This window comes from Thioalkalivibrio sp. ALJ12 (assembly GCF_000378305.1).
Classification (GTDB): Bacteria; Pseudomonadota; Gammaproteobacteria; order Ectothiorhodospirales; family Ectothiorhodospiraceae; genus Thioalkalivibrio.
Genome location: NZ_KB899538.1, coordinates 1,111,112 through 1,123,218, shown reverse-complemented (window position 1 = coordinate 1,123,218; position 12,107 = coordinate 1,111,112). Strand labels below are relative to the sequence as shown.

Annotated in this window: 8 protein-coding genes and 4 tRNA genes; 3 read left to right on the top strand and 9 right to left on the bottom strand. The window is 66.5% G+C overall.

Features of this window, described 5'->3' with window-relative positions:
• Positions 1–27: 27 nt before the first annotated feature.
• On the top strand, positions 28–1,044 hold the full coding sequence (locus tag F467_RS0105365; RefSeq protein WP_018138752.1) for a glycosyltransferase family 4 protein: 1,017 nt from the start codon (positions 28–30) through the stop codon (positions 1,042–1,044).
• 61 nt (positions 1,045–1,105) lie between these two features.
• On the opposite strand, the gene F467_RS0105360 is transcribed toward F467_RS0105365, so the two are convergent.
• From F467_RS0105360 to F467_RS0105340, 5 genes are all read right to left on the bottom strand, one after another.
• The gene (locus F467_RS0105360) at positions 1,106–3,103 is read right to left on the bottom strand and encodes a nucleoside-diphosphate sugar epimerase/dehydratase (RefSeq protein WP_018138753.1); all 1,998 of its coding nucleotides are present in this window, start codon (positions 3,101–3,103) and stop codon (positions 1,106–1,108) included.
• 329 nt (positions 3,104–3,432) lie between these two features.
• Positions 3,433–3,508, bottom strand: a tRNA-Lys gene (locus F467_RS0105355).
• A gap of 15 nt (positions 3,509–3,523) precedes the next feature.
• A tRNA-His gene (locus F467_RS0105350) sits at positions 3,524–3,599 on the bottom strand.
• Between the two features lie 39 nt (positions 3,600–3,638).
• Positions 3,639–3,715 (bottom strand) — tRNA-Arg (locus F467_RS0105345).
• 68 nt (positions 3,716–3,783) lie between these two features.
• Positions 3,784–3,860, bottom strand: a tRNA-Pro gene (locus tag F467_RS0105340).
• Positions 3,861–4,021: 161 nt separating this feature from the next.
• Between F467_RS0105340 and F467_RS0105335 the strand changes: the two genes are divergently transcribed.
• Together F467_RS0105335 and folD are read left to right on the top strand one after the other, a co-directional pair.
• The gene (locus F467_RS0105335) at positions 4,022–4,897 is read left to right on the top strand and encodes a GGDEF domain-containing protein (protein ID WP_018138754.1); all 876 of its coding nucleotides are present in this window, start codon (positions 4,022–4,024) and stop codon (positions 4,895–4,897) included.
• A 91-nt stretch (positions 4,898–4,988) separates the two neighbouring features.
• The gene (gene folD / locus F467_RS0105330; RefSeq protein ID WP_017925872.1) at positions 4,989–5,852 is read left to right on the top strand and encodes a bifunctional methylenetetrahydrofolate dehydrogenase/methenyltetrahydrofolate cyclohydrolase FolD; all 864 of its coding nucleotides are present in this window, start codon (positions 4,989–4,991) and stop codon (positions 5,850–5,852) included.
• 22 nt (positions 5,853–5,874) lie between these two features.
• Here folD and F467_RS0105325 read toward each other — a convergent pair whose 3' ends face one another.
• From F467_RS0105325 to F467_RS0105310, 4 genes are read right to left on the bottom strand one after another with little or no spacing between them, the layout of a single operon-like run.
• Entirely contained in the window at positions 5,875–7,494 is a 1,620-nt protein-coding gene (locus F467_RS0105325; RefSeq protein ID WP_018138755.1) for an ABC transporter ATP-binding protein, read from the bottom strand.
• 3 nt (positions 7,495–7,497) lie between these two features.
• Entirely contained in the window at positions 7,498–8,751 is a 1,254-nt protein-coding gene (locus F467_RS0105320; RefSeq protein ID WP_018138756.1) for an ABC transporter permease, read from the bottom strand.
• Complete coding sequence (locus tag F467_RS0105315; protein WP_018138757.1) at positions 8,744–10,123, bottom strand: ABC transporter permease; 1,380 nt, start codon at positions 10,121–10,123, stop codon at positions 8,744–8,746. Before F467_RS0105315 ends, F467_RS0105320 begins: the two co-directional genes overlap by 8 nt.
• Positions 10,124–10,168: 45 nt before the next feature.
• A complete protein-coding gene (locus F467_RS0105310) occupies positions 10,169–12,028 on the bottom strand; it encodes a peptide-binding protein (protein ID WP_018138758.1) in 1,860 nt (619 codons plus the stop codon).
• Positions 12,029–12,107 lie beyond the last annotated feature (79 nt).

Genomic DNA, 12,107 nt, shown 5'->3' with positions numbered 1-12,107 from the left:
GGGGCCGCCAGCCGGGACCCATGGGGGATGCCTTACGTGATCGAGACCATCGGATTGCTGACCGCCTTCGCGCTGGTGGTGGTAATCACGGGCTGGATTCGCCGCTACGCCCTGGCGCAGCAGCTGGTCGACATCCCCGGCGCACGCAGCTCTCACCAGACCCCCACACCACGCGGTGCCGGCCTGGCACTGGTACTGGTCTTTCTGCTCGGAATCCTGCTCTCCGCCGGGATCGGCTGGGTCGACCTGCCGACCGCCGCCGCCCTGATCGGGGCTGCGGGCGCCGTCGCCTGGGTCGGCTGGCTGGACGACCACGGTCACCTGGCCGCACGCTGGCGACTGCTGGTGCATTTTCTTGCGGCCTCCTGGGGCCTGGCCTGGCTAGGCGGGCTGCCAACGGTGGCGATTGTCGGCGTCCAGATCGATGCCGGCTGGATCGGCCATGTACTCGCGCTTTTCTACGTTGTCTGGCTGCTGAACCTCTACAACTTCATGGACGGCATCGACGGTCTGGCCGGCATTCAGGCGGTCACGGCCTGTCTGGCCATGGCCGGCCTGCTCTTTGGGTGGGGGGATGCGCACGCCTGGTGGCTGCCGGCGCTGCTGGCCGCGGCAAGTACGGGATTCCTCGTCTGGAACTTTCCGCGGGCGCGGATCTTCATGGGGGATGTCGGGAGTGGCACGCTCGGATTGCTGCTGGGTCTGCTGTCGATGCAAGCAGCGGGGCTGGACACGAACTTCCTGGCCGCCTGGCTGATCCTGCTGGGCGTGTTCATTGTCGACGCCACCACGACACTGGCCGTACGCCTGTTTCGGGGAATGCGGGTCTACGAGGCCCATCGCAGCCATGCCTACCAGCATGCCGCCCACCGGTTCGGGTCCCATATCCCGGTGGCCCTGGGTGTCGCCGCGATCAACCTGCTCTGGTTACTCCCCATTGCGGTCCTGGTCGTTGCCAACCAGCTACCGGGTGCTGCCGGTGTCGTGATCGGCTACCTGCCCCTGCTCCTGCTGGCCATCGCCCTACGCGCCGGACGCGACTGATCCGGGTTTCGCCCAGGGAAACCCGGATCATCCGCCTCTCCTCCAGAGGACTTCACTTGCCCTAGCGTGGAACCGAATCGGCCACCCGTGCATAGGCGACTGCCGCCGGACGCACGGTCGGCGCCGGAGCCGGACGGGGCCGACCGACCGGTGCGGGGGTACTATGCGTGGCCTCTTCGTCGTGGCCCGGCTCGTAACCATCGACGATCTCGCGAAGCACCTCGAACGCGGCCTGGGCATTGCGCTCGCGGTCGGCCTTCTCCAGCGTGCGCAGGGCGCGGGCGAGAACCGCCGGCTCCGCACAGGTTTCGCGTGCACGCATAATCTTGCTGTGCGGGGTCTCTTCCACGTTATCCCCGATCAGCAGTTCCTCGTAGAGCTTCTCGCCGGGACGCAGGCCGGTACAGGTGATGGCGATGCCTTCCCCTTCGGCCTCGTCCTCCCGGACCTGATGGCCATGCAGACGGATCATGCGTCGGGCCAGGTCGATGATGCGCACGGGTTCGCCCATGTCGAGCACATAGACCTCGCCCCCCTGCGCCATCGCCCCGGCCTGAATCACCAGCTCGGCGGCCTCCGGGATCGACATGAAGTAGCGGGTAATCTCCGGGTGAGTCACCGTGACCGGCCCGCCTTCGCGAATCTGGCGATGGAACAGGGGCACAACGGATCCGGAAGAACCCAGGACGTTGCCAAAGCGCACCATGCTGAACACCGTTGTGTTCTGACGGCGTGCGCGGTCCTGCAGCACCATCTCGGCCAGGCGCTTGCTCGCGCCCATCACATTCGTGGGCCGCACAGCCTTGTCCGTGCTCACCAGGATAAATCGCTCGACGCCGGCCGCGATCGCCGCATCGGCCACCACGGCGGTACCCAGGCTGTTGTTGCGCAGGCCTTCCAGCAGATTGCCCTCGACCAGCGGCACATGCTTGTAGGCCGCCGCGTGGTAGAGCGTCTGCACGCCATACTGGTGCAGGACCTCTTCGACTCGCGCCTGGTTGGCGACCGAGCCCAGCACCGCGTGCACCTCGACACCCGACTGCATGGACGACCGGCGCTGCGTGATCTCCTGTTCGATCCGGTAGAGCGCGAACTCGTTACGCTCGAACAGTACCAGGGCGGCCGGCTCGAGACTGAGGATGCGGCGGCAGAGCTCCGAACCAATAGAACCCCCGGCCCCGGTGACCATCACCACGCGTCCGCGAATGCTCCGCGCCAGCAGGGCCTCGTTGGGCGGCACCGGATCGCGGCCCAGCAGGTCGGCGACATCCAGGTCCTCCAGCTGATCCAGCGGGGCCCGGCCCGAGACGACTGCCTCCAGCGAGGGCACCGACTGCACATGCAGCGGATAGGGCTCCAGCCATTCGAGGATGCGCCGGCGGTCGGCACGGCTCGCCGACGGCACCGCCAGCAACACCCGGCCCACGCCACACTGCTCCACCAGAGTACCCAGGGACTCGCGGCCACAGACCGGGATGTCATCGATCGAGCGGCCCTGGACCGCCGGGTCCTCGTCGATGAAGGCCATCACCCGGAAACGCCCGCTGGACTGCAGCCCGGAGGCCAGCTGAACTCCTGCCTCGCCGGCGCCAAAGATGACCACGCGCTCACTGCCGGTACGCGCATCGGACACGGCCTGGTACCAGCTGCGCACCGCAAATCGGCCCGCCGCCACCAGGGCAAAGGCCAGCAGGGCGAAGTTCACCGCGACCGCCCCGAAGAATCCGGGCGTCTGCGTCAGCTCGGCGGAGGCCCAGATCATCAGCGCCAGCGCGGAGACCCCGACGATCACCGCACGTACCGCCCGGGCCCCCATGAAACGCACGACCGTTCGATACAGGCCGAGGCGCGCAAACACCAGCGCACCAACCGCCGGGACCAGGGCAAACAGCCACCAGGCCTCGACCATCATGGGCGGCAGCGGCTGTCCCGTGCGAATCACAAAGGCCAGCCACAGCGCCAGCGGCAGCATCACGATGTCCGCCAGCACCATCAATCCCTGCTTCTTGCCGCGCGGCAGTCGCAGCAAGTTCTCCAGACTACGATCCAGTACCGCCATGATTCAGGCCTCCAATGTGTCAGCAACCGGGCGCGGTGTACTTGCCGAACCTTTCGGCTCGCCTTGCACCGCAAACGTGTGGGGAGGCTAGCACCTGAATGGCAGGCTAATTGGGGGGGAAATCACGCTGTCAGACGAACGACTGAGGGCGCCATCACGCTGTCGGTAGATCGCTACGAAATCAGCCGAAAAAGGTTGACCGAATACCGCCCGATACACCCGACAATCGAGTGCGGGTCAGCACCGACAGGCACAGCCGGACCCAAACAGACGAGACCGCCCGAGGGAACACAAAATACGGACCAAACGCGGAAGGTCAGACTTGGAGATGGTGGGCCGTGTAGGAATCGAACCTACAACCAATGGATTAAGAGTCCACTGCTCTACCAATTGAGCTAACGGCCCCCAAGAAAAAGGGGATGGGGTGACCGATGGGACTCGAACCCACGACAACCGGAGTCACAATCCGGGACTCTACCAACTGAGCTACGGTCACCACCGTGTCACTGTCCAGGCAACTGCCACAGGGCGGCTCTGGCGCGCCCGGCAGGACTCGAACCTGCAACCGTCGGCTTAGAAGGCCGATGCTCTATCCGGTTGAGCTACGAGCGCGTTACCGCCGAACGTCGAGGTGCCACGCCTGATCTCGAGCCTGCCTGCAAACCATTGGCCGGGAGGGGTGGTCGGGGTAGAGGGATTCGAACCCCCGACATCCTGCTCCCAAAGCAGGCGCGCTACCAGACTGCGCTATACCCCGTCGAGCCGTCCCCGCTAAAGGGCCTACACAGCGAGCGCAGGATGGTAGCGCTGCCACCGCCCGCGGTCAAGGTACAAGGGGTTAGAAACGTTGTTCTTTCATACACGTTTCCGTGGTACGTTGACGCACGCAAGCCGGGATTGCGTGCAGGGGACAGGGACATGCTCAACTGGATCGCCAACGGGGCCATCGTGCTGGGTGCAGCGGGGCTGATCTATGCCCAGTGGAACCTCGCCCGCCTGCTGCGCGAGCTGCCAGAGAGCCGCGTCCGTACGGGCTGGCTGCTGATGTTCCTGCTGATCCCCGTCTTCACCCTCGGCTATCTCGGGTACATCCCGCTGAACTGGGGGATGTACCAGGCCATCCCCGACCTGCTGGTGCCGATCATCTTCCTCCTCGGGGGCTGTTTCGTCTGCAGCGTGGTGCGTCTGTCCTACAGCTCGGTCGAGAGTATCCGCCGCATCACCCGACTCGAGCACGAGTCGATTACCGACCCCCTGACCGGCCTGTGCAACCGCCGCCAAATGGACCGGCGCCTGGACGACGAAGTCGCGCGCGCGCGGCGCTACGGCCAGCCACTATCGGTGATAATGCTGGACATCGACCATTTCAAGGCCATCAACGACCGCCTGGGGCACTTGGCGGGCGACTACATCCTCCAATCGATCGCCCTGCGCCTGCAGCAAAACCTTCGCCGCGTAGACCTGGCAGCACGCTTCGGCGGCGAGGAATTCGTCGTCATCGCCCCACACACCCACCTGGATGCTGCGCTGCAACTGGCCGAGAAGCTGCGCAACGAGATCGCCCGGACTCCGGTCGTACTCAAGGGCCATGAACATGTACCGCCCTGCGCCCCGGACGAACTGTACGTAACGGTTTCGGTGGGGACCGCCAGTCTCGATACTGCGCCCGACTCCCGCGACAACGCGGATTTCCTGATCCAGCGGGCGGACGATGCCCTCTACCGTGCCAAGGCCGGCGGCCGCAATCGCTGCGAAGCGGGCAATGACCGATCGAACCTCACGGCGGTCGGCTGAGGCCGCTCCGACGCGGTACACAACCCGCCCGGCTTGAGGCGCTCCCGCGCGCGTGGGATGATCGCGGCCAGTTTCCGAGACAGAGCCTCCCATGACCGCCCAGCTCATCGACGGCCGCGCGATTGCCCAGACCCATCGCGCCCGCATCGCCACCGAGATCGAATCCATGACCGCCCGCGACCTGCGTCCGCCGGGCCTGGCCGTGGTGCTGGTCGGCTCCGATCCCGCCTCCCAGGTCTATGTGCGCAACAAGCGCAAGGCCTGCGAGCAGGTGGGGGTGGTCTCGCATTCCTATGATCTGCCCTCGGGCACACCGCAGACGGACCTGCTGGCCCTGATCGACCAGCTCAATGCCGACCGCACCATCGACGGCATCCTGGTGCAGCTCCCCCTGCCCAGCCATATCGATCCGGAGACGGTGATCGAGCGCATATCGCCCGCCAAGGACGTCGACGGGTTCCACCCCTACAACGTCGGCCGGCTCGTCGCCCGGATCCCGCGCCTGCGCCCCTGCACCCCCTGGGGCGTGATCCAGCTACTGCGCCACCTGGACGAACCGTTCAAGGGCCGCACCGCCTGCGTGATCGGCGCCTCCAATATTGTGGGCCGCCCGATGGCCCTGGAACTCCTGCTGGCCGGGGCCACCCCGACCATCTGCCACCGCTTCACACCGGATACCGCCGGCATCGCGCGCCAGTCCGACATCCTGATCGCGGCGGCCGGCAAGCCGGGCCTGGTCAAGGGTGACTGGGTCAAGCCCGGCGCCACGGTGATCGACATCGGCATCAACCGTCGCGAGGACGGCACCCTGTGCGGTGATGTGGAGTTCGACGCGGCCGCCGAGAAGGCCGCCTGGATTACGCCGGTGCCCGGCGGGGTCGGACCGATGACCGTGGCAATGCTGCTGGACAACACCCTGCGCGCCCGCGCCTTCGGCACCCACGAGGCGAGTTAAACACCCTCCGACGCGGCGCAGGTTACTGCACGTAGCGCGAGACCCGGGGGACGGCCTCCAGCAGGTGCCGGGTGTAATCGGCACGCGGATTGGCCAGCACCTCGGCGGTGTTGCCGATCTCCTCCATGCGGCCATCGTGCATCACCAGCATGCGATCGGAGAAATACTCGACCACCCCCATGTCGTGGGTGATAAAGATCAGCGCCAGGCGGCGCTCGACCCGCAGCCGTCCGAGGATCTGCAGGACCTCCGCCTGCACCGAGACATCCAGCGCGCTGGTCACCTCGTCGCAAATGATCACGTCCGGATCCAGCACCAGGGCCCGGGCGATGCCGATACGCTGACGCTGACCGCCCGAGAACTCGTGCGGATAGCGCCACAGCGTATCCGGCGGCAGCGCGACCTGGTCCAGGGTCGCCCGGGCACGTTCGATGCGATCTTCCTGATCCTCGCCGATCCCGTGGACGGCCATCGGTTCGGTCAGCAGGGTCATCACATTCAGGCGTGGGTTCAGCGACGAGGCCGGGTCCTGGAATACCACCTGCAAATGACGGCGCAGCCGCCGCAAAGGCTTGCGCGGCATCCCGGTCAGCGGCTGGTCGCGATAGCGGATCTCGCCGCCGGTGGGTTCGATCAGGCGCAGGATGGCGCGGCCCAGTGTGGTCTTGCCGCAGCCGGACTCCCCCACGACGGCCAGCACCTCGCCGTTTTCGAGCTGAAACGACACGCCGTCCACTGCACGCACGACATCCACCTGGCGGCGCATCAGGCCCTTGAGCACGGGGAAGTGCACCTGCAAATCGTGCACGTCCAGCAGCGTCTCGCGCCCGGCCCCCGGCACGGAGGGCAAGGCCGGCAGGTTCTCCGGCAGGGCCCCGATCAGCTTGCGTGTGTAAGCATCCTGTGGATCGCGCAGCAGCGGGTGGCACTCGCCCTGTTCCACCAGCCGGCCCTTGTGCATGACCGCCACGCGATCCGCCACCGAGGCCACCACGCCGAAGTCGTGGGTGATCAGCAGCACGGCCATCCCGTTCTTTTCGCGAAGCTGATCGATCAGCTTCAGGATCTCGGCCTGGATGGTCACGTCCAGCGCGGTGGTCGGCTCGTCGGCAATCAGCAGATCCGGCTCCGCCACCAGCGCCATCGCGATCATCACGCGCTGACGTTGACCCCCGGAGAGCTTGTGCGGATAGTCGTGACGCCGCTGTTCCGGGTTCGGAAGCTGGACCTCGCGCAGCACTTCAAGCACCCGCGCCTCGCGCTCGGCCGGGGTCATCTGCGGACGGTGCAGGCGCAGGACCTCGTCGATCTGGTCGCCCACGGTCAGCACCGGATTCAGCGAAGTCATCGGCTCCTGGAAGATCATGCCTACCCGGTCCCCACGGACCTGCTGCATCACGCGGTCCGGCAGGCCCAGCAGTTCCTGACGAGTGCCGTGGCCGGCCAGCCAGACCTCCCCCGTGGAAGGCTCGAAGCCCCCATCCAGCAGCCGCATGATCGCCAGCGCGGTGATCGACTTGCCGGACCCCGACTCGCCCACCAGCGCGAACAGCTCGCCCGCGCGGATCGAGAAGCTGATGTCCTCGACCAGCGGTGCCTCGCTGTCGCGATGCCGAATGCGGAGGTTGCGTACCTCGAGCATGGCCTAGCGCACCCCCCCGCTGGTGGCGCCCGAGGCGGCCGGGCGGGCCGGCGCGGCATGGCTGGCCGCCTTGGCAGCCGAGCGCGAGTGCGGATCCACCGCATCGCGCAGGGCCTCGCCAATCAGGTTGTAGGCAAACACGGTCAGGAAGATCGCGCCCCCCGGGAAGGCCGCCATCCACCAATTGAAGGTCGAGCTCTGCACCGCCTGGTTCAGCATCTGCCCCCAGGAGGGCTCGTCCACCAGCCCCAGGCCCAGGAACGACAGCGTGGCCTCGGCGAGGATCGCGGAGGCCACGCCAAAGCTGGCCGCCACCAGGATCGGCGCGATCCCGTTCGGCAGCATATGGCGGAACAGGATCGAGGGCAGCGACAGCCCGGAGGCGATCGCCCCCTGCACGAAGTCCTGCTGGCGCAGGCGCAGGAACTCCGCGCGCACATAGCGCGCATAGCCGGACCACGACGTCAGGCCGATGATCAGCATCATCAGGTACAGCGATCGCCCGAAGAAGGCGACAAAGGTCAGCAGCAGGAACAGCGTCGGGATGGCCTCGAAGATCTCCACCAGGCGCATGCCGATGATGTCCACGATTCCCGAGAAATAGCCCATCAACCCGCCCAGGATCACCCCGATCCCCAGTGCGATCCCGGTGGCGATGAAGCCGATGGACAGGGCGATGCGCGAGGCATGGATCATGCGCGAAAGGGCATCCGCGCCATTGTCGTCGGTACCGAACCAGTGCACGCGATCGGGGGCCTCGCGCGGGGCCTCGAGCCCGGTGTCCGCGTAATCCCGCAGGTAGTCGCGCGGCGAATACGGGATCGGCGCTCGGATCACGGTCTGGTATTCGCCCTGCGCCTCGGCCTCGCGGTACTGCTCGTAGATCACCAGCGAGGGGGGCGAGACCGTCTGCCAGGCGACCGCCCCCAGAATCGCACTCAGCACCCCCCAGAGCACAAAGCGCCGCCAGGGCCGGCCGGGCAACAGCCAGAACACGCCCGCCAGTACCAGCATCCCGAACAGCGTGACATCCGCCGCGGTCAGGTAGCGCAGAAACGGCATGGACCAGCCGTCCGCCGTCTGTACCAGCAGCGGGTGCGAGCTGGCCAGCACGGGCGCCAGGATCGCGACCAGCGTCAGCAGCGCGATCCAGCCGATCCCCAGCCGCGCCCCCCAGCGCAGCAGTACCTCTCCGACCACGCGGCGTGCCCAGGAGCGGCTGCGACGGCCCTCGACCTGCTGCACCGACTCAGTCATAGCTCACCCGCGGGTCGACAATGGCATAGGCCAGGTCCGCCAGTAGATAGCCAACCAGGGTCAGCACGCCGGAGATCAGGGTGATCGACAGCACCAGTTCACGGTCGCGGGTCTGCACCGCCTCCACCGCGAGCTTGCCCATCCCGTCGATCGAGAAGATTGCCTCCACGATCACCGAGCCGGCCAGCAGCGACGGCAGCAGGGTGGCCGAGACGGTGATCAGCGGTAACAGACTGTTGCGGAACACATGCCGCCACAGCACCTCGTGCTCGGGCACGCCCTTGGCACGCGCGGTGCGGGCGTAGTCCGAGTTCAGGTTTTCCAGCACCGACGAACGCGAGAGTTTGGCCAGGAAGGCGAGCCCCCCATAGGACAGGCACAGCACCGGCAGCACCAGGTGCCAGGCGCGATCGAGCAGGAAACCCGGGACCATGCTGCCCGGCGCCAGGCCCAGCGCTATCGCGAACCCCGCGGCCAGGCCCACCGTGCCCAGGTAGAAGCCACGCAGCACGCCCCAGTCACTGTGCGCCATCAGCCAGCCCAGCACCACACCGATCGCCATGGCAACCGTCGTGCTGATCCAGCCCGCAGGCGCCAGGTCACTGAACATCAGCCAACCGCAGAAGGCCCCGACAGCCGCACCGAGCCCGCCCCGGATCAGCGCCGGCAGGTAGCGCGCCAGATAAATGCCGAGCGCCGCCCCCAGAAACGGCAGCACCAGCAGCAGCGGTATGGCCCAGGCCACCTCCACCGTTGGCAGGAAGGTCATGTCCAGCGCCGCACGCTGGCTCAACCCCCCGGTCGGGAACCATTGCCAGAACTGATCGGAGGCGAAGAAACCGATCAGCAGAACGCCCGCCAGCATCGTGGGCACCGACCACAGGGCCAGCAGCACCACCCCGGACTGGGAATCGAAGGCCTGTCCCTGCTGGGTGGCCGCCCGCACCCCGACAGCCACCGCCACGATGTAGATCAGTGGTATCGACAGCACATTCAACAGCAGGGTGATCGGCAGACGTTCGGCAATCAGGTCGGACACCGGCCGGCCAAAGCGAAAGCTGGTCCCGAGATTGGGGGCCTTCAGCTTGGGCCAGCCGGTCAGCGAGCCGTCCTCATCCTGGGCAAAGCCGACCGGCGAGATGTTGTTCAACCAGCGCCCGTACTGCACCGGCGGTGGCTGGTCCAGGCCATAGAGGCGGTTGTAGTACTCCTCCATCGCCTTTTGCGCCTGCGGCTCCAGGCCCTGCCCCTCGATCAGGGTCAGCGCGCTGATGCCACCGGGCGCGGCCGCCATCACGGCAAAGACCACGATCGTGATGCCGAACAGCGTCGGCACCATCAGCATCAGGCGGCGCAGGATGTAGGTCAGCATGGCGTGCACGGGTTCTCTGGCACTCCGGCCCCGGTTGGCATGCGGCTACTGCCCGTACCGCTGCTGGTCGAACGGGACGTAGATCTCCACCGGCACAAACCCGAGGTTCAGGCCGAGCGCCGTCTGCTCCAGGTTCTGGATGCGTCGGTCGATGAAGGCGAGGGTCTGGCGCCGCATCAGGAAGGTATACGGCTGATCCTCCACCAGAATCCGCTCGGCCTCGCGCCAGTGTTCCATGCGCGCGTCCTCGTCCACCTCGCCGCGCGCGGCCTCGATCACGGCATCCAGCTCGGGGTTTTCGTAGTTGATGAAGTTGTCACCACCTGAGACCGTCTGACTGGAGTGGAACATCTGGTAGATATCCACCTCCACGCCGCTGGTCCAGCCCAGGGTAATGGCATCGAAGTCCTGGCGGCTGAGCTTCTCCAGCATCACCGACCACTCGGTCGGCTGCGGCCGCATATGGACCCCTGCGCGCGCGTACAGATCGCGCAGGAACAAGGCGATGCGGCGGGTGTCCTCGTTGTCCTGGAAGTACACGAGGTCGAACGAGAACGGCTCACCCTCCTCGTTGACCAGCACCCCGTCGCGGTTCTTCTCGGAGTAGCCGGCCTCGGCCAGCAGCTCCAGCGCGCGATCGACGTCAAAGGGGATGTGCTCGAGGTCGGGGTTGTGCTGGTCACTGCGCGGGCTGAACGGGCTGATCGCGCGCTCGGCATACCCCAGCATCACCTGCTCGATCAGGCGATCGACATCCGTCAGATAGCTCATCGCCCGGCGCACACGGGGATCGGCAAAGCGGGTCGGCTCGCCATTGCGCTTCTGGTTCCAGCCGATGTAGGAATACCCGGCGGTGGGGCTCATGTACTCATGGGTATCCGCCCGCTCGCGCAGGGCCTCGTCATCACGCAACCGGGCATATTCGCGCGGCCGGGCGCCGTAGACATCGATATCGCGGTTGCGAAAGGTCGTCAGGCGCGCCGAGTCATTCTGGATCACGCGCCAGACGAGCCGGTCGAACGAGGGCTCCACCGGCCCCCAGTAGCGCGGATTGCGCTCCAGTTCGATCCGCCCGGCATCCGGCGTCCAGCCGGTCGGGTCCTCGAGCCGGTAGGGGCCGGAACCCAGCAGGATCCCGCGCGACTCGTTGAAGGTCTCGGGCTCGTCAAGATAGCGCTGGTAGAAATGCTTCGGCAGGACATCCAGGCCACCGGCGACTCGCAGGGCGTCGAAGTACGGTTCCTCGAAGGTGAATACGACGGTGCGCTCGTCCACCGCTTCCACCTTCTCGACCTTCTCCAGAAACGCCCGCGCGCGCGGCACCGCAATTGCATCGGTCATCAGGAAGTTGAAGGTGAACTCCACATCCTCGGCAGTCAGCGGCTCTCCGTCGGAGAACTGCAGGCCCGAGCGCAGCTGGAAGGTCAGCTCCTGACCGGATTCATCAAAGTCCCAGGACGCGGCCAGCAGGCCCTGCCATTCCAGTGTCTCCGGATGGCGTTGCACCAGCGACTCCAGAACGTAGTTCTGGACCTCGGAGGCATAGGCGTCGCTTGAGACGTAGGGCGTGATCGTCGCCAGCCCGGTACCGAAGGCCTGCACCAGCCAGTCGCCCTCCGCGTAATCCTCGCGCCCCGCCACCTCGGCCGCCCGCTCGAATGCCGAGGGCACTTCCGTAACCCGCGGTGCGCGTTCGCCGTCGCCGGTCGTAAAACGTCCCTCGGCCAGATCCGATTCCAGGCTCTGCAGACTGCGGCGGAGAGCGCGCAGGTCGCGCGCCTGCTCGCTCATCATGTTCTGCATGGCGGCCATGCGCTGCCACTGGCGATCCACCTGCACCATGACCAGCAACAGCAGGATGCCCAGCACGATCAGGGTGACAATCCAACCAAAATGACGACTCACAAGGCCTCCGCTCTTGAGTGGCACCGACGTCCGCACTCCCCCAGGGACAAACGATGCAGACCGCACTTCGCGCACTATA

Coding starts and splice junctions, on each gene's coding strand:
- F467_RS0105365 (WP_018138752.1), top strand. CDS start 28: ATGCCTTACGTGATCGAGACCATCGGATTGCTGACCGCCTTCGCGCTG.
- F467_RS0105360 (WP_018138753.1), bottom strand. CDS start 3,103: ATGGCGGTACTGGATCGTAGTCTGGAGAACTTGCTGCGACTGCCGCGC.
- F467_RS0105335 (WP_018138754.1), top strand. CDS start 4,022: ATGCTCAACTGGATCGCCAACGGGGCCATCGTGCTGGGTGCAGCGGGG.
- folD (WP_017925872.1), top strand. CDS start 4,989: ATGACCGCCCAGCTCATCGACGGCCGCGCGATTGCCCAGACCCATCGC.
- F467_RS0105325 (WP_018138755.1), bottom strand. CDS start 7,494: ATGCTCGAGGTACGCAACCTCCGCATTCGGCATCGCGACAGCGAGGCA.
- F467_RS0105320 (WP_018138756.1), bottom strand. CDS start 8,751: ATGACTGAGTCGGTGCAGCAGGTCGAGGGCCGTCGCAGCCGCTCCTGG.
- F467_RS0105315 (WP_018138757.1), bottom strand. CDS start 10,123: ATGCTGACCTACATCCTGCGCCGCCTGATGCTGATGGTGCCGACGCTG.